The sequence below is a fragment of the Kitasatospora xanthocidica genome, assembly GCF_014656195.1.
Classification (GTDB): domain Bacteria; phylum Actinomycetota; class Actinomycetes; order Streptomycetales; family Streptomycetaceae; genus Kitasatospora; species Kitasatospora xanthocidica.
This window is the reverse complement of record NZ_BNBY01000011.1, coordinates 208,377-228,626: the sequence shown is the minus strand read 5'-3', so window position 1 is coordinate 228,626 and position 20,250 is coordinate 208,377. Positions and strand designations below refer to the sequence as shown.

Annotated in this window: 21 protein-coding genes; 12 read left to right on the top strand and 9 right to left on the bottom strand. The window is 72.2% G+C overall.

What is annotated here, in order from left to right; translation table 11 throughout:
• Window positions 1-151 precede the first annotated feature (151 nt).
• Window positions 152-1,267: a serine hydrolase domain-containing protein gene (locus IE332_RS21630; protein ID WP_229928780.1), complete on the top strand. Its 1,116-nt coding sequence runs from the start codon at window positions 152-154 to the stop codon at window positions 1,265-1,267.
• Window positions 1,268-1,455: 188 nt separating this feature from the next.
• Window positions 1,456-1,728: a hypothetical protein gene (locus IE332_RS21625; protein WP_189918903.1), complete on the top strand. Its 273-nt coding sequence runs from the start codon at window positions 1,456-1,458 to the stop codon at window positions 1,726-1,728.
• A gap of 94 nt (window positions 1,729-1,822) precedes the next feature.
• Here the strand turns inward: IE332_RS21625 and IE332_RS21620 are convergent, their stop codons facing one another.
• From IE332_RS21620 to IE332_RS21610, 3 genes are all read right to left on the bottom strand, one after another.
• Window positions 1,823-2,392, bottom strand: coding sequence for a DUF5994 family protein (locus IE332_RS21620; protein ID WP_189918901.1), 570 nt, complete (start codon window positions 2,390-2,392; stop codon window positions 1,823-1,825).
• Window positions 2,393-2,597: 205 nt separating this feature from the next.
• Window positions 2,598-3,011 carry a winged helix DNA-binding protein gene (locus IE332_RS21615; RefSeq protein ID WP_189918899.1) on the bottom strand — a complete coding sequence of 138 codons (414 nt, stop codon included), beginning with the start codon at window positions 3,009-3,011 and terminating at the stop codon, window positions 2,598-2,600.
• Window positions 3,012-3,073: 62 nt separating this feature from the next.
• Entirely contained in the window at window positions 3,074-3,916 is an 843-nt protein-coding gene (locus IE332_RS21610) for an NAD(P)H-binding protein (RefSeq protein ID WP_189918897.1), read from the bottom strand.
• A 104-nt stretch (window positions 3,917-4,020) separates the two neighbouring features.
• On the opposite strand from IE332_RS21610, the gene IE332_RS21605 reads away from it, so the two are divergent.
• On the top strand, window positions 4,021-4,545 hold the full coding sequence (locus IE332_RS21605; RefSeq protein WP_189918895.1) for a MarR family winged helix-turn-helix transcriptional regulator: 525 nt from the start codon (window positions 4,021-4,023) through the stop codon (window positions 4,543-4,545).
• A 107-nt stretch (window positions 4,546-4,652) separates the two neighbouring features.
• Here the strand turns inward: IE332_RS21605 and IE332_RS21600 are convergent, their stop codons facing one another.
• Window positions 4,653-5,084 carry a peptidoglycan-binding domain-containing protein gene (locus IE332_RS21600; protein ID WP_189918893.1) on the bottom strand — a complete coding sequence of 144 codons (432 nt, stop codon included), beginning with the start codon at window positions 5,082-5,084 and terminating at the stop codon, window positions 4,653-4,655.
• Between the two features lie 782 nt (window positions 5,085-5,866).
• On the opposite strand from IE332_RS21600, the gene IE332_RS21595 reads away from it, so the two are divergent.
• Both IE332_RS21595 and IE332_RS21590 read left to right on the top strand, forming a co-directional pair.
• On the top strand, window positions 5,867-6,256 hold the full coding sequence (locus tag IE332_RS21595) for a peptidoglycan-binding domain-containing protein (RefSeq protein ID WP_189918891.1): 390 nt from the start codon (window positions 5,867-5,869) through the stop codon (window positions 6,254-6,256).
• 151 nt (window positions 6,257-6,407) lie between these two features.
• A complete protein-coding gene (locus IE332_RS21590) occupies window positions 6,408-6,791 on the top strand; it encodes a hypothetical protein (protein ID WP_189918889.1) in 384 nt (127 codons plus the stop codon).
• A 111-nt stretch (window positions 6,792-6,902) separates the two neighbouring features.
• Here the strand turns inward: IE332_RS21590 and IE332_RS21585 are convergent, their stop codons facing one another.
• Both IE332_RS21585 and gcl read right to left on the bottom strand, forming a co-directional pair.
• Window positions 6,903-7,391: a glutathione peroxidase gene (locus IE332_RS21585; protein ID WP_189918887.1), complete on the bottom strand. Its 489-nt coding sequence runs from the start codon at window positions 7,389-7,391 to the stop codon at window positions 6,903-6,905.
• Between the two features lie 144 nt (window positions 7,392-7,535).
• Window positions 7,536-9,308 (bottom strand): glyoxylate carboligase, encoded by a 1,773-nt coding sequence (gene gcl, locus IE332_RS21580; protein WP_189918967.1) that lies wholly within the window; start codon window positions 9,306-9,308, stop codon window positions 7,536-7,538.
• Window positions 9,309-10,149: 841 nt separating this feature from the next.
• Here gcl and IE332_RS21575 point away from each other — a divergent pair.
• Both IE332_RS21575 and IE332_RS21570 read left to right on the top strand, forming a co-directional pair.
• Window positions 10,150-11,724: a SulP family inorganic anion transporter gene (locus tag IE332_RS21575; RefSeq protein WP_189918885.1), complete on the top strand. Its 1,575-nt coding sequence runs from the start codon at window positions 10,150-10,152 to the stop codon at window positions 11,722-11,724.
• Between the two features lie 112 nt (window positions 11,725-11,836).
• The gene (locus tag IE332_RS21570) at window positions 11,837-12,133 is read left to right on the top strand and encodes an MTH1187 family thiamine-binding protein (RefSeq protein ID WP_189918883.1); all 297 of its coding nucleotides are present in this window, start codon (window positions 11,837-11,839) and stop codon (window positions 12,131-12,133) included.
• 85 nt (window positions 12,134-12,218) lie between these two features.
• Here the strand turns inward: IE332_RS21570 and IE332_RS21565 are convergent, their stop codons facing one another.
• Window positions 12,219-12,692, bottom strand: coding sequence for a DoxX family protein (locus IE332_RS21565; RefSeq protein ID WP_189918881.1), 474 nt, complete (start codon window positions 12,690-12,692; stop codon window positions 12,219-12,221).
• A gap of 164 nt (window positions 12,693-12,856) precedes the next feature.
• Between IE332_RS21565 and IE332_RS21560 the strand changes: the two genes are divergently transcribed.
• Window positions 12,857-13,444, top strand: coding sequence for a TetR/AcrR family transcriptional regulator (locus IE332_RS21560; protein ID WP_189918862.1), 588 nt, complete (start codon window positions 12,857-12,859; stop codon window positions 13,442-13,444).
• A gap of 190 nt (window positions 13,445-13,634) precedes the next feature.
• Here IE332_RS21560 and IE332_RS21555 read toward each other — a convergent pair whose 3' ends face one another.
• On the bottom strand, window positions 13,635-14,876 hold the full coding sequence (locus IE332_RS21555) for an RNA-guided endonuclease InsQ/TnpB family protein (protein WP_373313780.1): 1,242 nt from the start codon (window positions 14,874-14,876) through the stop codon (window positions 13,635-13,637).
• 74 nt (window positions 14,877-14,950) lie between these two features.
• Here IE332_RS21555 and IE332_RS21550 point away from each other — a divergent pair, with 74 nt between their 5' ends.
• Window positions 14,951-15,712, top strand: a complete 762-nt coding sequence (locus IE332_RS21550; protein WP_189918860.1) for an SDR family NAD(P)-dependent oxidoreductase — start codon at window positions 14,951-14,953, stop codon at window positions 15,710-15,712.
• 197 nt (window positions 15,713-15,909) lie between these two features.
• On the opposite strand, the gene IE332_RS21545 is transcribed toward IE332_RS21550, so the two are convergent.
• Window positions 15,910-16,596 carry an SMI1/KNR4 family protein gene (locus IE332_RS21545; RefSeq protein ID WP_229928778.1) on the bottom strand — a complete coding sequence of 229 codons (687 nt, stop codon included), beginning with the start codon at window positions 16,594-16,596 and terminating at the stop codon, window positions 15,910-15,912.
• Window positions 16,597-16,902: 306 nt separating this feature from the next.
• Here IE332_RS21545 and IE332_RS21540 point away from each other — a divergent pair, with 306 nt between their 5' ends.
• The 3 genes from IE332_RS21540 (at window position 16,903) to IE332_RS21530 (ending at window position 20,232) form a co-directional block, all read left to right on the top strand.
• On the top strand, window positions 16,903-17,823 hold the full coding sequence (locus tag IE332_RS21540) for a carbohydrate ABC transporter permease (RefSeq protein WP_189918858.1): 921 nt from the start codon (window positions 16,903-16,905) through the stop codon (window positions 17,821-17,823).
• Complete coding sequence (locus IE332_RS21535; protein ID WP_189918856.1) at window positions 17,820-18,722, top strand: carbohydrate ABC transporter permease; 903 nt, start codon at window positions 17,820-17,822, stop codon at window positions 18,720-18,722. Before IE332_RS21540 ends, IE332_RS21535 begins: the two co-directional genes overlap by 4 nt.
• A gap of 112 nt (window positions 18,723-18,834) precedes the next feature.
• Window positions 18,835-20,232, top strand: coding sequence for an ABC transporter substrate-binding protein (locus tag IE332_RS21530; protein WP_189918855.1), 1,398 nt, complete (start codon window positions 18,835-18,837; stop codon window positions 20,230-20,232).
• Window positions 20,233-20,250: the final 18 nt, after the last annotated feature.

The window sequence follows — 20,250 nt, the reverse complement described above, 5'->3', positions numbered from 1 at the left end:
GCCCTCTCGACCGCGTGATGTCGTGGAACGGCGCCGGGACGCCCCGGTGCGCAGCCCGGACCGCACGCACCAGCAGAGGTGAGATTCCGTGAACTTCCTTGCATCACAACGGTTCCGCGTCCCGCATCGCGGGAGGACGACCGTCGTCGCCGTGGCCGCCGGCGCCCTTTCGGTCGGCGTCATCGCGGCCGGCGCGCTCGCCCCGGCCGCCGTCGCCGCCCCGGCGCCCGCCAAGCCGGACGCCGTCCAGGCGCTGCTGGACGCGGCGGTCAGCCCCGACCGGGTGCCCGGCGCGCTGGCCGCCGTCCGTGACGAGGCCGGTCGCACCCGTACCTACACGGCGGGGGTCGGGGACCGGGTCACCGGTGCGAAGGTGCCCCGGGACGGCCAGGTGCGGATCGGCAGCATCACCAAGACGTTCACCGCGGTGGTCGTGCTGCAACTGGTCGGTGAGGGCGAGATCGGCCTCGACGACCCGGTCGAGAAGCACCTGCCCGGTCTCGTCCGGGGGAAGGGCATCGACGGGAACCGGATCACGGTGCGTCAACTCCTGCAGCACACCGCCGGACTTCCCGAGTACGAGCCGGACGTCACCGAGTCCATCCTCCGGCGCCGCTACGTCTCCCCACGCGACGCCCTGGACATCGCGCTGCGGCACGAAGCGGCCTTCCCCCCGGGAACGGCCTGGGGGTACAGCAGCACGAACTACCTGGTGGCCGGCCTGATCGTGGAGAAGGTCACCGGTCGGCCCCTCGCCGAGGTCATCGACCGCCGCGTCATCCGGCCCATCGGGCTGCGCCACACCTACCTTCCCGCCCCCGGCGAGACCACCCTCCGGGAGCGCCACCCCCGGGGCTACCGCGCGGACGGCCCGGGCGGAGCGCTGCGCGACGTCACCGAGATCGACCCCTCCGCGGCCTGGGCGGGTGGTGCGATGGTGTCCACCGACTCCGACCTCGCCACGTTCTTCGCCGAGCTCATGCGCGGCCACCGCCTGCTCGCCGACCCCCAGCTCCGGCAGATGCGTGCCACCGTCGACGTCGGGGGGCCCGGCTCCGGCGACGGCTTCGGGCTGGGGATCATGCGGACGACGCTGTCCTGCGGCGCGACCGTGTGGTTCCACAACGGCGGCATCCCGGGCTACGGGACCTGGAGCGCCGCCACCGAGGACGGACGCGCCGTCGGCGTCGCGCTGACGGTCGAACCGGCCGGCATCACCGACCTGGAGCCCGCCAGGAAGGCCATCGACGCCGCCCTGTGCCCCTGAAGCAGACCGACGCCCCGCCCCGGGCCGTCCGGCCGGTGGGCCTCCGCGCCGGTTCTCCCGACCGGACGGGTCGGCCCGGCGCGGGCGGAGTACCGTGGGGATGTCGGGGCGGCCCGGAGGCCGTTCCCCGACGGTCGGGCCTCGCTCGGCGGGGCCGGGCGTGAGTCCAGGAAAGGCGGGACGGAACGATGTCCGTCTACGTGAAACTCTCGGCCGAGGCCAGGGCCCCGGCCGAACCGTCGAAGGGGCCGCTGGACTTGCAGTACGAGGACGGCGCGGACGGCGTCACCTTCGAGTACGACCTGCATCCGAGTGGCGCGCTGCGCGTCCTGCGGGTCTTCGAGGACACGCCGTACCGGATCGAGGTGTGCTTCGGCCCCGGCGCGTGGCTCCAGGTCGTGGGCTCCTACCTGCGTAGCGCCTCCGACTACGGACGGCGATCCGGATCGGATGAACCGTAAGGCCGCCGAACCGTAAGACCGTCGAACCGTGAGGCCGCTGAACCGTAAGGACGCGCCCGCCGGGGCGCACACACTCCCCGGCGGCTCCCGCCGGCTACGCGGGTACCGGCCAGGAGGCGGCCCGGCTGCGGGCGACATCGGCCCGCCGGCCCGCCTCACCGGCGCCGTCGGAGGGGGCGACGGCCGACGGCAGGAAGGCGGAGCGGGACCGCGGCCCCTGCGCGCCGCCGCCCGTCTCCACGGCGAGCAGAGCGCTCGCGGCCATGGTGTTCGCGGGACTGGAGGCCTCGGCCATCAGCCGGGCGGCACCGACGGCGTCCGTCTCCGGCGGGACGACCAGCAGGTTCAGCCGACGCGGGGCGTACGAGAACACCGCGATCGTGTGCTCGTCCTGCTCGGCGCTGAACCAGCCCGCGTGGACGGTGTGCCCGGCGACCGGGATCCGCGGGGGGATGACGGGCCACTGCGCGGGGTTCACGGTGATCCGGGTGATCCGGCCCCACTGCTCGTCGATGTCGGCGGCCAGGGCGGGGAGTTCGAGGAGAAGATCACGCGAGCGGGGCCACCAGGCTCCGTCCAGGCGGCCGGGCCGCACACCACGGGGTGCGAGGGAGAGCCGTGCGGTGGGATCCGGGGCGGTGGGCGTCGTCGCACGATCGAGCATCGTGGTCATGATCAAGGGCCTGTCCCCGGGCCCGGTCCACGGGGCCGGGTCCGGTATTGCCGTTCGCCGGAGACGACGCCAGTATCCGGTGCCAGCATGCGGAGTGCCTTCGGTGATGTCCAGGTTACTCCCGGTCCGGCCCGGACCCGTCATGTTCGCGGCAGTGATGTTCTCCGCCGTTGAGCGCGGGGCGGCCCGGGCGGGGTCAATGTCCGGCTCCGCTCTCCAGGTTGTGGGTCATCCGCTCCAGGACGGTGACGGCGATCCGGTACTCCTCGTCGGTGATGCCGGCCGCCGACCGCTCGCGGAAGGCGTCGACGCGTTCGGCGACCTGGGCGAGGCGGGCGCGGCCGTCGGCGGTCAGGGCGAGGCGGCCCGGCTCCGGGCGGGCGGCCCAGTCGCCGGCGAGGACGGTCTCGACGGCGTCGGCCAGGGCGTCGGCATCGGCGTTGGCGGCCAGCACGGCCAGGATCCGGGTGTCGGTGGCCCGCGGGTCGTCCGCGACCACGTTGAGGACCTGCCAGGCGAGTCGGGTGAGGCCGAACTCGGCCAGCATGGAGTTCATGTGGCCGGTGAGGGCCTTGTCGGTGCGGTTGAGCCAGTAGCCGATGGGCTTCATGTCGTGCTCCTGCGAGGGTCGGTGACGTCGGGGGCGGGTGTCGCCGAGGGGGCGGGCGCGGATCAGCGCGGGGTGAAGGCGGCGACGTTCTCGCGGGCCCACTGGTGGAAGGTGCGGGCGGGACGGCCGAGGAGGGTCAGGGTGGTGTCGGCGATGGCCGCGGGACCGTGGTCGGCGGCCTGCCACAGGTCGAGCAGCGAGGAGACCATCGGCGCGGGCATGTGGGCGCCCATCTGCTGCTCGGCCTCGGCGCGGGTGATCCGCTCGACCGGGATCTCACGGCCGAGGGTGTCGGCGAGGAGGGCGAGTTGCTCGCGGAAGGTGAGCGACTCGGGGCCGGTCAGGGTGACCGAGCGGCCGGTGAGGGAGGTGCCGGTCAGTGCCTCGACGGCGATGTCGGCGATGTCCTCGGGGTGGATGGGAGCGATGCCGGCGTCCGGGTAGGCGAGCCGGACCGGCATCGACCGGCCGATGAAGTGCGCCCAGCCGAGGGCGTTGCTGGCGAAGGCGTCCGGGCGCAGGAACGTGCGGGTGAGGTCGGAGTCGGCGAGGGCGCGTTCGACCCGGAGGCTGTGGCTCGCGAGCGGGTCGTTCGCGGCGTCGGGGCCGAGGACGGAGGACGAGGAGAGCAGGACGACGTGCTCGACGCCGGCGGCCTCGGCGGCCTTGACCAGTTCGTGGATGCCGGCGGGCTGGGGGTAGAGGAAGACCTGGCGGACGCCGCGGAGCGCGGCGTCGAAGGTCTCGGGCCGGTCGAGGGAGAGCTCGGCGACCTGGACACCCGTCGGGACGGTCAGTTCGGCGGGGTTGGCGCTGGCGGCGCGGACGGTGAGGCCGGCGGCGTGCAGGCGGTCGATGACGGCTTGGCCGACCTTGCCGCGGGCGCCGGTGACGAGGATGGTCATGGAGGGCTCCATTCATTGCTTGCTGACACATGCATGCTTGCATGCACATATTTGTTAGTCAACACATGCCTTCGTGGAGTCATCCATGTCGGTACGATGGGGGCATGACGAAGCACGAGCCGAAGACGGCGGACGAGCTGCTGGACGCCGTGGGCCCGGCCTTCGGGAAGCTGCGGCGCTCCTCGCTCCTGGACGTCGAGGACCCGATCTCCCAGAAGGACCTCAGCCGCACGCTGGTGCTCCGAATCGTGCTGGAAGCGGAGCAAGGGGCCGAGCAAGGGGCCACGGCGAACGAGTCGGCCGCCGGTGAGATCACCGTCGGCGCGGTCGCGCGCCACCTGGGGGTGGACCCGTCGGTGGCCAGCCGCATGGTCTCCGACTGCATCTCGGCCGGCCATCTGGTCCGTGAAGCCTCCCAGCAGGACGGCCGCCGCACCGTCCTCCGGCTGAGCCCCGGAGGCCGCGAGCTGATGGCCCGCTTCGGCCGCCACCAGCGCTCGGCCTTCGAGCACATCACCGCCGACTGGACCGAGCGGGAGCGCCTGGAGTTCGCCCGCCTCATGCTCAAGTACGTCGACTCCCAGGACGCCCTCCGCCACCGCTCCCCGGGCGAGGACGCTCCGCGCTGAGCCGCCCGGCGGCTCGTTCCGGACCGTCGCCGGTGGTGGCCGCCGGGTGGTGGCCGCCGGGTGGTGTCCGGGACGCGAGGGGCGCCCGACACCACCCGGCCGGGTGCCTACGCGCCGTACATGTGGTCGCTGGGGACCTGCCAGTAGCAGGAGCCCGGGCCGTCCCACGGGGTCCCGCTGTAGGAGGGGTCCCCGTAGACGAGGATCTGGTGACCGGTGATCGGCCCCACGACGCCGTCCTGGTCGTAGTTCCAGTGCGCCTGGAACCAGCGGACCTCGGCCTCCGTCTTGGGGCCCCACTGACTGTCCTCGTCGAGCGACCAGTACGGGGCGGAGCCGCGGTAGGCCGAGCCGTTGTGGTCGAGGTAGTAGTTGATGCTGTGCTGGACGCACCACACGCCGACGCCGGAGGTGGTGTGGCCGGGTCCGATGTAGGACGCGCCGGGGCTGGCGTTGGCCGCGCCCGTGACGCCGAGCACCGAGGCGCCCGCCATCGCCAGCGCCAGGGCGCCCTTGCCGAGTTTGGTCATGATGGTCATCCGCTGTCTCCCGTTCAGCAATCGGTGACACCCGGTCGAGGATCGGGGACGTGTCCGCCCGCGGGCCGACGCCGGGGTTCGTGTCGCGGCCCCCGCCGTCCTGGGTCGCACCGGTCGGTGGCACGCAGGGGGGAGCCGCGTAGGGGGAGCCCGCCCGTGAATCGGCGTGACTCCGGTTGCGCGGAGCCGTGACGACGGCTCTCGCTGGTGGGACAACCTACCGACCGGAAGGCCGGCGCGGCCCGCCGTGCGGACGGCGGCGCGGGGCCGTCCCACCGTCTCACCGCGTCCTGACGAGGTGGAACGGGCGAGTGGACCGTGCCCCCGCGGTGCGGAAGTTGAGACGTCTCACACCGGGGGGCCGGTCGTGTCTCCCCCTGGAATCCCCGGGATCACCGGAATCCGGGGGGCATCCCGGCATCACCCGGCGAGGAGGCGGCGGCGTTGCCGCGGCACGGCCCGCCCGGAGCTGTGAGACGTCCCAACCCACAGGTCAGAGACCCGCGAACACCTGAGACGTTGGGACGGTGGATCAAGGGTTGCCGCCACTGTGACCACCTGTCAGGGTGGTGGCCGCACCCCGGGGCCACGTCCCCCGGAGGCCATCGGAGTCGCCCCGGGACCGTAGCCGCCCTCCGGCGGAACTCGGGCCGGACACACCGCTGTTGGGGCATCCGCGTTCTCGATCGACGCACCCGGGGGGATCCCGGGATCCGTCCGTGCGCTCCCCTGCACGCTCCCGCGGCTCGAACAGCCCGCACCCACCGTAAAAGAGGACCACCATGCTCAAGAAGTCGATCCGCCGCGGCCTGGTCGCGGCCGCCGCCCTCACGCTCTCCACCGCCGCACTGGCCGGCACCGCGCAGGCGTCGACCGGCGCCGCCTGGCTCGGGTACGGCCACACCACCTCGGGCACCGGGGTGTGGTGCGTGCAGCACCTGGTCAACGACTACCTGCGGGCGAGCGGTCAGGCGACGATCTCCGAGGACAGCCAGTGGGGTCCGCGGACCGATGGCGCCGTGCGGAACTTCCAGCAGGTCTTCCTCGGCAGCAGCCAGGCGGACGGCGTCGTCGGCCCGGCGACGGGCAGCAAGCTGCTGAACTACGACTGGACCGACTCGGCCGCCGGCCCCAACGGCTCCTGCCAGCCGTTCGTCCCCACCTACAGCTGATCGGCCCGAGCCGACGACGCCCGGGGAGCGCCCCCGGAGAGCGGCGCGGGTGACCGGCGGGGGACTGCCCCCTCGTCCGCCCGCCGCCGTCCCCTCGATCGCCGTTCCGCCGAACCGGCGGGACGGGACACCCGTAGAGAAGAGGAAGACCATGCGAAACGGACTCAGGAAGCTGGCGGCGACCGGCGCCGTCGGCGTCTCCATGCTGGCCATGTCACTGGTCGGCGCCACGGGCGCGCACGCCGACTCCCAGGACGGCTGCCCCTACCCGTACGTCTGCATCTACGACGGCCCGAGCAGCAGCACCATCGTGGCCGAGTTCCGGGACATCACCAGCTACTACCAGGGCACGCACCACGGGCCGGGCTTCAGCGCCGTCAACACCAGGAACCAGGACACGGTGTGGCTGCGCGTCGACTACGGCGGCGGCTCCGTGGGCTACGAGTGCCTCTCGAACGCGTCCCACGACCAGAACAGCATCGGATCGCTCGGAACCGTGACCGGCATCATGATCACGTCCAACACCAGCTGCTGACGCCCGCCTGATGGCGCCCTGACCGGCCCTGACGGCACACGGACCGGCCCTGACGGCACACGGACCGGCCCGGACCGCTCAGCGGTCCGGGCCGGTCGCGCGATGGAGGCGTCAGGCCGGGAGGACGGCCTCCAGGGCGGTGATCAGCTCCGGGGCCTCCGGGTCGACGCGGGGGCGGATGCGGGCGGCGACGGTGCCGTCGGGGGAGATCAGGAACTTCTCGAAGTTCCAGGCGACGTCCCCGGCCTCGCCCTCGGCGTCGGCGACCTGGGTGAGCTGCTGGAAGAGCGGGTGGCGGTCGTCGCCGTTGACGTCCAGCTTCTCCAGGAGCGGGAAGGTCACGCCGTAGGTGGTGGAGCAGAAGGTCTGGATCTCCTCGGCGCTGCCCGGCTCCTGCCCGGCGAACTGGTTGCAGGGCACGCCCAGCACGGTGAACCCGCGCCCGGCGTAGCGCTCCTGCAGGCGCTCCAGGCCGGCGTACTGCGGGGTCAGGCCGCACTTGGAGGCGACGTTGACGATCAGCAGCGCCTTGCCCTTGTACTCGGCCAGCGAGGTGGGCTCGCCGGCGAGGGTGCGCAGCGGGATGTCGTACAGGCTCACGGGGGTGGTCCTTTCGGCAGGTCGGAAGCGGGCTCGCGCCCGGGCACACGGTAGCGGCCCCGGACGGGTCAACCGTGCCGGCGCCGCAGGTGTTCCGTGAGCGCGGGGGCGTACGGAGCGGCTCGTACGCCCCCGCGCGCCGGGTCAGAGCGCGAGCGGCTTGACGGCCGTCGGCGCGTGCTCGGGGAGGGTGGCGAGCTCCTCGAACTCGTTGACCTTGTCGATGTCGCTGCCGCTCATCGCGATGTTGGTGACCCGCTCCAGGATCGCCTCGACCACGACCGGGACGCGGAACTCGGCGGCCAGCTTCTTGGCCTCCTCGAAGGCGGGCAGCAGGCCCTCCGGCTCGGTGACCCGGATCGCCTTGCAGCCCAGGCCCTCGGCGACCTTGACGTGGTCGACGCCGTAGACGCCCAGCTCCGGCGCGTTGATGTTCTCGAACTCCAGCTTGACCTGGAAGTCGATGTCGAAGTTGCGCTGCGCCTGGCGGATCAGGCCCAGGTAGGAGTTGTTGACCAGCACGTGGACGTACGGGATCCGGTGCTGGGCGCCGACCGCGAGCTCCTCGATCATGAACTGGAAGTCGTAGTCGCCGGAGAGCGCGACGACCTGGCCCTCCGGGTCGGCGGTGGCGACGCCCAGCGCGGCCGGGATGGTCCAGCCGAGCGGGCCGGCCTGGCCGCAGTTGATCCAGTGCCGCGGCTTGTAGACGTGCAGCATCTGGGCGCCGGCGATCTGGGACAGGCCGATGGTGGTGACGTAGCGGGTCTCCGGCCCGAACGCCCGGTTCATCTCCTCGTAGACGCGCTGCGGCTTGAGCGGCACGTTGTCGAAGTGGGTGCGGCGCTGCAGGGTGGCCTTGCGCTGCTGGGTGGAGGCGGCCCACGCGCTGCGGTCCTTGAGCGTGCCGGCGGCCTTGAGCTCCCGGGCGACCTGGACGAAGAGCTCCAGCGCGGCCTTGGCGTCGGAGGCGATGCCGAGCGTCGGGGCGAAGATCTTGCCGATCTGGGTGGGCTCGACGTCGACGTGGACGAAGGTGCGGCCCGCGGTGTAGACGTCCAGGCCGCCGGTGTGGCGGTTGGCCCAGCGGTTGCCGATGCCGAGGACGAAGTCGGAGGCGAGGAAGTTCTCGTTGCCGTAGCGGTGCGAGGTCTGCAGGCCGACCATGCCGGCGTTCAGCTCGTGGTCGTCCGGGACGATGCCCCAGCCCATCAGGGTCGGGACCACCGGGACGCCGGTGAGCTCGGCGAACTCCAGCAGCAGCGCCGAGGCGTCGGCGTTGATGACGCCGCCGCCGGCCACGATCAGCGGGCGCTCCGACTGCTGGAGCAGCGCGATGGCCTTCTCGATCTGGATGCGGTTGGCGGCCGGCTTGTAGACCGGGAGCGGCTGGTAGGCCTCCGGGTCGAAGTCGATCTCGGTCAGCTGGACGTCGATCGGCAGGTCGATCAGGACCGGGCCGGGGCGGCCGGAGCGCATCAGGTGGAAGGCCTGCTGGAAGACGCCGGGGACCTGCGCGGCCTCCAGGACGGTGGTCGCGGCCTTGGTGACCGGCTTGGCGATCGAGGCGATGTCGACGGCCTGGAAGTCCTCCTTGTGCAGCCGGGCGACGGGCGCCTGGCCGGTGATGCAGAGGATCGGGATGGAGTCGGCGATCGCCGAGTACAGGCCGGTGATCATGTCGGTGCCGGCCGGGCCGGACGTACCGATGCACACCCCGATGTTGCCGGCCGCGGCACGGGTGTAGCCCTCGGCCATGTGGGACGCGCCCTCGACGTGCCGGGCCAGCGTGTGCCTGATGCCGCCGGAGGCCTTGAGGGCGGCGTAGAACGGGTTGATGGCTGCGCCCGGCACGCCGAACGCGACCTCAACGCCTTCGAGCTTGAGGATCTCCACGGCCGCGCGGGCGGCTGTCATACGAGGCATCGGGTCTCTCCTGCGTCGGCCCGCAGTGGCTCGGAGGGCTCATCTCCTGAATTCCACCATACGGAAGAACGGTTTCTGTATGTGGAAACAAGGTAGGACGGGCCCCGTCGGGGCGTCAAGGGGGACTTCAACAGAATGTGGAAGCCTTGGCCAGGGCCGTCCAGTGGGCGGAATTCGTACGCGGAGTCGGCATCCGCGCAGGTGTACGCGGGGAAGCGGACGCTCCGCGCCGGGAAGCGCGGCCGGTGTGCAGTGCCGGTGAAGGGACGGTGCCCGAGGTGGGCCGCCCCCGCCGCCCTGGGTACCGTCGGTGGCACGCCGGGCCCGTCAGGTCCAACCGAGGCCGCGGCAGGGGGGTTGGGGAGCGCCGGGGGAGCGGGGGACTCCGTCGGCGGCCCCGTCCAGGGCCGGCGCGCCCGGTCCGCCGCACCCGAGTGAGGGACGCACCCCCCGGCCGCACAGACGACCGCACCGACCCGACACCGGCCCGACATCCGCCGCCGTCCTCCGGCCCGCCCGGAGGGAGCCGCGGCCGCACCGCCGTCGCCGCCGTTCCGCGGTCCCTCTCCCCCGTCCCCGCGCACCCGCCCGGTCCCGCCGCCCCGCCCGGTCCCCGCCGCCCCGCCCGTACACGGTCCCGCCCGTACACCGCCCCGCCCGTACGGCGGCAGCCGTGCACGGCTGCCGCCGCACGGCACCTCCCGTACCGCAATCACCGCACCTCCCGCACCGCACCTCCCCGCACCGCAACGGCGTGCCCGCAGCGGCGGGCGCGCGGAAGGAACGTCCCCATGCGCTGCTGTACCCCCGTCCGACCCCCGGTGGTGACCGGATGACCCGGCCGCCGCACCGGAGCGAGAGCCCGCCGGGCCGCCCCCGGAAGAACGCCCCGCCGGGCCGCCGGCCCCGGCCCCCGATCGCCGCGCTGCGCGCCCTGCCCTGGCGCCAGGACCTGCCCGCCTCGCTGGTGGTCTTCCTGGTCGCCCTCCCGCTCTGCGTCGGGGTGGCCGTCGCCTCCGGCGTCCCGGCCGAACTCGGCCTGGTCACCGGCATCGTGGGCGGCCTGGTGGTCGGACTCCTGCCCGGCAGCAGCCTCCAGGTCAGCGGGCCCGCCGCCGGGCTGACCGTGCTGGTCGCCGACGCCGTCCGCGAGTTCGGCGTCGGCGCGCTCGGCCTGCTGGTGCTCGCCACCGGCCTGCTCCAGCTGACGATGGGCGCGCTGCGGCTCGGCCGCTGGTTCCGCGCGATGTCCGCCTCGGTGGTGCACGGCATGCTGGCCGGCATCGGCCTGACCCTGGTCCTCGGCCAGCTCTACGCGCTCGCCGACCGCCGCGCCCCCGCCACCGGACCGGACAAGATCGCCGGACTTCCCGCCCTGGTGAAGGACGCCCTGACCGCCGCCGCCGAGCCGAGCGCGGTCGCCCTCGGCCTCGGCACCCTGCTGGTGCTGATCGGCTGGAAATACCTGCCGGAACGCGCCGCCCGCGCCCTCCCCGCGCCGCTGGCCGCGGTCGGACTCGCCGCCGCCGTCACCGCCGCCGCGGACCTGCCCGTCGCCCGGGTCCGGGTGGCCGGCCTGCTCGACGTCGTCCAGCTGCCCGACCGCGCCTCGCTCGGCGCGCTGGCCGGCACCGCCGGGATCGGCACGGTCGTCGCCTTCACCCTGATCGCCTCCGCCGAGACGCTGTTCAGCGCCGCCGCCGTCGACCGGATGCACCACGGCCCGCGCACCGACTACGACCGCGAACTCACCGCGCAGGGCGTCGGCAACACCGTCTGCGGGCTGCTCGGGGCCCTCCCGATGACCGCGGTGATCGTCCGCAGCGCGACCAACGTCCAGGCCGGCGCGCGGACCAAGGCCTCCCGCTTCCTGCACGGGTTCTGGCTGCTGCTGTTCACCGCGCTGCTGCCCGGCGCGCTCGGGCTCGTCCCGCTCACCGCCCTGGCCGCCGTCCTGGTCCACGCCGGTGCGAAGCTGGTGCCGCTGCGCCGGATCGCCGCGCTCTGCCGGGGCCACCGGGGCGAGGCGCTGGTGCTCGTGGTGACGGCGGTCGCGATCATCGCCACCGACCTGTTCGAAGGGGTACTGATCGGCGTCGGGCTGGCGGTGGTCAAGTCCGCCTGGCAGACCTCGCACCTGCAGATCGCCGTGGAGGAGTCGGTGCTGCCGACCGGACAGGCGCTGCACCGGGTCCGGCTGAGCGGCAACGCCACCTTCCTGCGGCTGCCCCGGCTGCTGGACACCCTGGAACGGCTGCCGGACGACCGGCCGGTGGAGCTGGACTGGTCCGGGCTGCGCCACCTGGACCACGCCTGCACCGTCGCCCTCGCCTCCTGGGCCGCCCAGCACCGGGCCCGCTCCACCGCGCCCCTGGCCGTCGAGCCGCCGCTGCCCACCGTGGCCTGACCGGTCGGCGGCCTGGCCTGGCCGGCTGCCTGGCCTGGTCGGCTGCCTGGCCTGGTCGGCGGTCTAGCCTGGTCGCGGCCCGGTCTCGGGCCGCGACCAGAGAGGTGGGACTGTGATCGCAGCCTTTTCGGTGACCCCGCTGGGGATCGGCGAGGACGTGGGGGAGGCGGTGGCCGCCGCCGTCCGGGTGGTCCGCGCGAGCGGCCTGCCGAACCGTACGGACGCGATGTTCACCAGCGTCGAGGGGGAGTGGGACGAGGTGATGCCGGTGATCCGTGCGGCGATCGAGGCGGTGAAGGAGCACAGCAACCGGGTCAGCACGGTCATCAAGATCGACGACCGGGCCGGGGTCACCGACGGCCTCACCGCCAAGGTCGCCACGGTGGAGCGCTACCTGGCCGAGGGCTGAGCCCGGCCCGGTGGGGCTGGGTCCGGCCTGGTGGGTCTGGGCCCGGTCGCTCGAACCCGGTTTCGAGCGACCGGGCCCGTTCCGCTCAGCTCGTCGAGCTCGGCTGCGCGACCGGTTCGGCCGCCGCGGCCGCCGGCTGGCGGGTGAGCAGCCGGTCCAGGGCGTACGGGCCGGAGCCGAGCACCGCGATGGCGAGGAACGCCCAGCAGAACATCACCGAGGCCTCGCCCCCGTTCTGCAACGGGAGCAGCGCGTGCTCCTGGTGGACGGTGAAGTAGGCGTACGCCATCGAGCCGGAGCTCAGCAGGGCGGCCGTCCTGGTGCCGGCGCCGAGCAGTACCAGGATGCCGCCGACCAGCTGGATCAGCGCGGCCCACCAGCCCGGCCACTGGCCGAACGGGACGGTGCCGCCGCCCTTGGCGCCGCCGAGGACGCCGAAGAGCGAGGCGGCGCCGTGGCAGGCGAAGAGCAGGCCGACGACGATCCGAAAGGCCGTCAGTACCAGTGGCCTGGCGGCCTCGGCGGCTTGGCGGGGGGTGTTGGGGGAGCGTGTGGTCATGCCGGAACGCCTCCTGTGTATGGGGAGAAGGAGGGAGAGTCGGTAAGGGTAGGCTTGCTTTTGTTTAATTGTCAATGGTCAGTCATGTGTTGTCACAAGTCGTCAAGTTTCATTGGTGGAGCTTTTCTTGACCGATCGGTCTCGAAAGGACTAGCGTTCAGGTCATGGCGCGAACGAAGGAATTCGACCCGGACGCGGCGCTGCAGACGGCCCTGGAGCTGTTCTGGCGGCGCGGCTACGAGGCCACCTCGATGGCCGACCTGGTCGAGGGCCTGGGCATCGCCCGGGCCAGCATCTACGCCACCTTCGGGAGCAAGCACGAGCTCTACCTGCGGGCGCTGGAGCGCTATGCCGAGCAGACCGACCCGGTGCTGCTGGCGGAGCTGTCCCAGCCGGGGCCGGTGCTGCCGGCCGTGCGGGCGATGGTTCGCCGGTACGCGGAGGAGTCGGCCGGGGACCGGCGGGAGCGCGGGTGCTTCGTCACCAACACGGCCGTCGAACTCGCTCCGCACGACCCGTCGGCGGCCCGCCGGGTGGGGGCGAGCCTCGGGCACCTGGAGGCGGTGCTGACCGCCGCCCTGGTGCGCGCCGAGGCGCAGGGCGAACTGCCCGCCGGGCGGGAGCCGCGGCCGCTCGCCCGGATGCTGATGGTGCTGATGCAGGGCATGCGGGTGATGGGCAAGACCGGCGAGGGCGCGACCCGGGTGCGGGACGCCGCCGAGCAGGCGCTGGTGCTGCTGGGTCCGGAGTGACCCCCGGCGTGGCCGGTGGAGCGGAGTTTTTTTGGGCTCATTCTGGACCGAATGGTCTATATAGGGGAGGGGGCTTTCGATGAGTGTTACCACAGCGGGCCGGTCCGGCTTCGCGCTGCTCGGCGTGGTGCAGGCGGTGCTGATCTTCACGATCTTGACTTCCTCCCCACGCGAGCGCGGGGGATTCCCCTCAGCCTCGCGGCTGAGCCGCTGCGCGTGTGCGCTGCGGTGGGACGACTTCCTGCTTCATCGACGACTGCCCGCCCGGAGTGCTCCGTTGAGGTCTTACACCGTCTCCACAGGCTGCGACCGCCAGCCCGGCGGCCAGGATATTGATGGCTGCGTTCACGTCCCGGTCATGGGTCGCTCCGCAGCCGCACGTCCACGCGCGGACGTTGAGCGGCATCCTGCCTTGCAGGGTGCCGCAATTCGAGCACAGCTTGGAGGAGGGGAACCAGCGGTCGATCACGACCAGCTCCCGCCCGTACCACCGCGCCTTGTACTCCAGCATGGACCGCAGCTCGGACCAGGATGCATCGGCGATGGCGCGGGCCAGAGTGCGGTTCCTGAGCAGGTTTCGGACCGCCAGGTCTTCGATCACGAGCGTTTGGTTCTCACGCACGAGAGCGGTGGTGACCTTGTGCAGGAGGTCCCTGCGTCGGTCCGCGATCCGGGCATGCGCCCGGCCGACCTTCAATCGGGCCTTCTCCCGATTCTTCGACCCTTTCGCCTTACGGGCAAGACCGCGCTGCGCCTTCGCCAGGCGCTCATGGTCCATCCGTTCGTGTCTCGGGTTGCGGATCTTCCCCTGTCGGTCGGTCAGGCCCTCGATCGGCCGGGACAGGGAGAGCAGCGAGCTGATACCGGCGTCGATGCCCACGGCTTCGGCGGTCTCGGGCATCGGTACCGGCTGGTCGTCGCACAGAAGCGAGACGAACCAGCGACCAGCCGAGTCCTGCGAGACGGTGACCGTGGTCGGCGTACTGCCTTCGGGCAGCGGCCGGGACCAGACGATCTCCAGTGGCTCCGCCATCTTCGCCAGCGTCAGCCGGCCATCCCGCAAGCGGAATGCGGAGCTGGTGTACTCGGCGGACGCGCGGGACTTCTTCCGGGACTTGAACCTCGGGTACGACGCGTGCTTGGCGAAGAAGTTGGTGAAAGCCCCCTGCAGGTGCCGCAGCGTCTGCTGCAACGGGACCGACGACACCTCGCGGAGGTAGGCCAGTTCTTCGGTCTTCTTCCACGCGGTCAGCATTGCCGACGTGGCGTTGTAGCTGACCCGCTCCTGTCGCTGCTGCCAGGCCTCGGTGCGGGCCTCAAGCGCCAGGTTGTAGACCTTGCGCACGCATCCGAACGTCCGCGACAGCTCTGCTGCCTGCGCATCGGTCGGATAGAAGCGGAATCTGAAAGACCGCTTCACGTGAGAAGTCACGGTTTCGATGATAGTTCGTCAGCTGGTCTGTTTTCTCTCCCCGTTGAAGCCGGGGCATCCACGAAAGGATCATCATGACCACGCGTTTCGCCGACAAGTCCGTCCTGGTCACCGGCGGTGGCAGCGGCATCGGGCGGGCCATCGCGCTCGCCTTCGCCCGGGAGGGCGCCCGGGTGGCGGTCGCCGGCCGTACCGCGGGCCCGCTCGCCGAGACCGTCGAGCTGATCGAGCAGGCCGGCGGCAAGGCCGTCGCGCTGACCGGCGACGTGGCGATCAGCGAGGATGCCGCCCGGCTGGTCCGCGAGACCGTCGCGTCGCTCGGCGGGCTGGACGTCGCCGTCAACAACGCCGGGGTGATCGGCGCGCTCGGCCCGGTCGCCGACATCGACGAGGCCGACTGGCAGCGGCTGATCTCCGTCAACGTCACCGGCACCCTGTTCGCGATGAAGCACCAGATCGGTCACCTGCGGGCGAACGGCGGCGGCGCGATCGTCAACGTCTCGTCCAACCTGGGTGCTCACCGCCGGGTCCCGGGCGTCGGCGCCTACGCGGCCAGCAAGGCCGCCGTCACCGCGCTCACCCGGGCCGCCGCCCTCGACCACATCGCCGACGGCGTGCGGATCAACACGGTGAGCCCGGGCGCGGTGGACACCCCGATGTCCGGCCGGCCGGGGGAGAGCGCCGTCGAGAAGGCCGAGCGGATGAGGGCCGACGTCCCGGTCGGCCGGGCCGGCGCGGTGGAGGAGATCGCGGCCGCGGTGCTGTACCTGGCCTCGGACGAGGCGGGGTACACCGTCGGCAGCGACCTCGTGCTGGACGGCGGCTCCTCCGCCTGACCCGTGGCGGCCCGATGGTCCGGCGGCCCGGCCCCGGACCGGCCGTCACCCGAACCCCCGCGGCGGCCCGGCCGGCCGACACCCCGGCGGCCGGACCGCCGACCCCCACCGGGGGCCACCGCCCGACCGCGACCCGAGGGCCGCGGTCAGGCGGGGTTCGTCCCGGGGCTCACCTCGGGCCCGCCCCCGGGGTGGGCTCACTCGCCCAGCCAGTCCCCGGGCACCGCCTCGTACAGGGCCTCCAGGGCCTCCGGGGTGCGGGCCCGGCCCGCCGTCCAGGCGTCCTCGACCACCGAGACCAGCACGTCCGGCCCCCGGTACCAGCGGCAGCCCCGGCCGAGCGCCGGCAGCTCCTCGAAGCCGTCCGGGAGCTCGTCCTCCGACTCGATGAAGTCGGCCAGCTCGTGGTCCTCCAACAGCTTCTCCGTCATCGCCATCACGGCGGCGGCCGTCGAGAAGCGCTCCTCCCAGGGCTCCCAGCGCTCCTGCGACGGGTCGGCCAGGTCCAGCCGGAACACCGTCGGCGGGTCCTCCCGGTCCACGTCGCCGAGCAGCACCCCCCAGTGCGCGCAGCCCTGGTTCTCCGCCCGGTAGACCAGCGCGCCGTCCAGGACGTACAGCTCGTCCGGCGTCAGCAGCACGTCCTGGTTGCTGGTCAGGTCCGCCCGTCGGCCGAACAGCCGGTACGCCTCGCGCAGCGCCGCCGGCAGCCGCAGGCCGAGGCGGTGCTCGGCCGCGTCGAGTTCGGCGTCCTCGAAGCCGTCGTCCGGTCCGAGCGGTTCGCCCCAGTACGCGGCGAAGCCGCTGACGAGGGCCCAGGAGCCCGCGCGGCTGCGCAGACTTTCGGCCATTGCGGCCCGTATGTCGAATTCCGTTTCGTCCACCCGCGCACCGTACGGCACCCCTCCGACAGGCCGACGGACCGCGCGGCGGCCGCTGAGCGGCTGCTCAAACGGCTGCTCAACGGCCGTGCACCGGCTGCTTAACGGCCCTGCACCAGCCGCTCACCGGCCGCTCACCGGCCGTCCGGGAGCCCGCCCGGGCGCCCCTCCGGGCACGACCGGCCGAAATCTGACGCGAACGCGTAATCCCGGTGACACCGGTTGATCACCGCGGGGTTTCCGCCGCGTCGTGTGGGCAGGACACGGTTTCGGCCGGAACCGACATCACGAAAGGCGGACGCGCACCGCATGCCGACCGCACCGCACACCGCGCCCCGGGCGGGCCGACGAAACCGCTGGGGTGAACACGGGCTCGCCTGGGCCTTCCTGCTGCCCTCCCTGGTGGTCTTCGTCCTCTTCATCGGCTACCCGCTGGGCCGGACGATCTACCTGAGCGGGCACGCCAACGACCTCTTCGGCGCGCCCTCCCGCTACGTCGGGATGAAGCACTACACCGACCTGCTGACCTCGGCGGACTTCCGCCGCACCCTCGTCACCACGGCGCTGTTCACCCTGTTCACCGTGGTGCCCGGGGTGCTCGGCGCGCTGGTGCTGGTGCTGCTCCTGGAGAACCGGATCCGGGGCGTACGACTGCTGCGCTCCGCGTTCGCGCTGCCGTTCGCCTTCTCGGTGGCCAGCGCGTCGGTGGTCTTCGCGGTGTTCTTCAACCCCGCGAGCGGGGTGCTCAACGGCCTGCTCTCGCACGTCGGCCTCGGCCCGATCGGCTGGCTGACCGACTCCCGCTACGCGCTGGTCTCGGTGGCCGTCACCACGGTCTGGATGAACCTGGGCTACAACGTGCTGGTGCTCTCCGCCGGCATCGGCTCGATCCCCGGCGAGATCGTCGAGGCGGCCCGCATCGACGGCGCGTCGGGCCTGCGGCTGGCCCGCTCGATCACCGTCCCGATGCTCGGCCCCAACCTGTTCTTCCTGACCGTGGTCTCCACCGTCCACGCGCTGCAGAGCTTCGGCCAGATCCACATCCTCACCAAGGGCGGGCCGGACGGCTCCACCCGGACCCTCGTCTACTCGGTCTACGAGAAGGCCTTCGCCTACGGCTCCAGCGACTTCGGCACCGCGAGCGCCCAGGCCGTGGTGCTGCTCGTGGTCGTCCTCGCCTGCACGGCCGTCCAGTTCGGCGTCCTGGAGCGGAAGGTGCACTACGCATGACCAGCATCGCCACCGAAGCCGAGGCGCCCGAGGCGTCGAAGGCGCCCCGCCCGCGCACCCGTACCCTCGCCGGGCGCTCCCCGCGCGACCTGCTCGGCCGCGCCGCCGTCTACCTGCTGCTCGCCGTCGCCGTCGTCACCGTCGCCTTCCCGGTGTACTACGCGGTCGCCGGCGCGTTCATGGGCCCGTCCGAACTCTCCTCGTACCCGCCCGCGTTGGTGCCGCACTCGGTCACCGGGCGGAACTTCTCCGGCGCCGTGGACGCGATCCCGCTGGCCCGTCAGTACGCCAACTCGGCGATCGTGGCCACCGTCATCACCCTGGCCCAGCTGTTCACCTCGGTCCTGGCCGCGTACGCCTTCGTCTTCCTGCCGCTGAAGGCGCGGGCGGCGGTGTTCGGGGTGTTCCTGGCGACGCTGATGGTCCCGTGGGAGGCCATCATCATCCCCAACTACCTGACGCTGTCGGGCTGGGGGCTAGGCAACACCTACTTCGGTCTGGTGCTGCCCTTCCTCGCCTCCGGATTCGGCACCTTCATGCTGCGCCAGGCGTTCCGCCAGCTGCCCGGGGAACTGCGGGACGCAGCCCGGATCGACGGCGCCGGCCACTGGCGCTTCCTGTGGCGGATCGTCGTCCCGCTGAACAAGCCCGCGCTCGCGGCGCTGTCGATCTACGTGTTCCTGTCCGCCTGGAACCAGTACTTCTGGCCGCTGATCATCACCCGCACGGCGAACATGCAGACCCTGCAGATCGGTCTGACCTCGCTGCGCGACTCCGAGATGGCCGACCCCGGACTGATCCTGGCCGGTGTCGTCCTCTCCCTGCTGCCCACCCTCGCCCTGGTGGTCTTCGGCCAGCGCTTCATCGTCCGCGGCCTCACCGCGGGCGCGGTGCGCTGACCCGCTCCACGTGGTGTGCCGACCCGCTCCACGCGGTGCGCTGACCCGCTCCACGCGGTGCGCTGACCCGCTCCACGTCCGTCCGTCTGCTTCGACCAGAGAGAGATCCCTCGTGAACAAGAGTGCACGCGCGCTCGCGGCCCTGCTGGTGGCCGGCCTGTCCCTGACCGCCTGCAGTTCCTCCGGCGACTCCGGATCCGGCTCCGGCGGCTCCAACGACGCCGCCGCGCCCGGCGCCCAGGCGCTCGACCAGGCCTCCGGCGTGACCGGCGTCGAGTTCTGGCACTCGATGACCGGCAAGAACGCCGAGGTGCTCACCGGGCTGGTCAACCAGTTCAACGCCGCGCACCAGGGCAAGATCGAGATCAAGCCGCAGTTCCAGGGCAAGTACGACGAGCTGGTCACCAAGTACAAGGCCGCGGTGCAGCAGAAGGGCACCCCCGCCCTGGTGCAGGTCTACGACATCGGTACCCGCTTCATGATCGACTCCAAGCAGACCGTCCCGGCCCAGGCCTTCGCCGACAAGGACGCCTTCTCGCTGGACGACCTGGACGCCAACATCCGCAACTACTACTCGGTCGGCGGCAAGCTCCAGTCGATGCCGTTCAACTCCTCGATGCCGCTGCTCTACCTGAACACCGACGCGTTCAAGGAGGCCGGCCTCGACCCGGCGCAGGCGCCCAAGGACCTCGACGAGCTGGGCGAGCTGGCGAAGAAGCTGACCAAGAAGGACGCCGACGGCAAGACCGTCCGCTACGGCTTCGGCGCCGCCATCTACGGCTGGTTCGTCGAGCAGCTGCTGGCCGAGTCCGGCACCATGTACTGCGACAACGACAACGGCCGCAGCAACAAGGCCGGCAAGGTCGTCTTCGACTCCGCGCAGGGCGCCCGGATCGTCCAGTGGTGGGCCGACCTGGTCAAGGGCGGCTACGCGGCCAACACCGGCCGCACCACCGACGACGCCCAGGCCGCCTTCAAGGCCGGCACGGTCGCGATGCACCTGGAGTCCACCGGCGTGCTGCGCGGCTACACCGAGGCCGCGAAGTTCGGCGTCGGCACGGCGGCCTTCCCGAAGGTCACCGCCGCCGACCAGGGCGGCCCGGTGATCGGCGGTGCCTCGCTGTGGATCAGCGGCCCCGGCCACTCGGACGCCGAGAAGCGCGCGGCCTGGGAGTTCGAGAAGTTCCTGACGGCCCCCGAGCAGCAGGCCGCCTGGCACACCGGCACCGGCTACTTCCCGGTCAACAAGAAGTCCCTGGACGACCCCAAGGACAAGGAGTGGGTGGCCAAGTACCCGCAGTTCCAGACCGCGATCGACCAGCTGAAGGCCACCAAGCCGACCCCGGCCACGGCCGGCTGCCTGCTCGGTGTGATGCCGCAGGCCCGCAAGGGCGTGGAGACCGCGATCGAGCAGACCATCGCGGGCAGCAAGCCGGCCCAGCAGGCGCTGGCCGACGCGGCCAAGGAGCTGCAGCCGGCGATCGAGAGCTACAACAGCTCGGTCGGCTGACCCGCCCGGCCCCGGTGG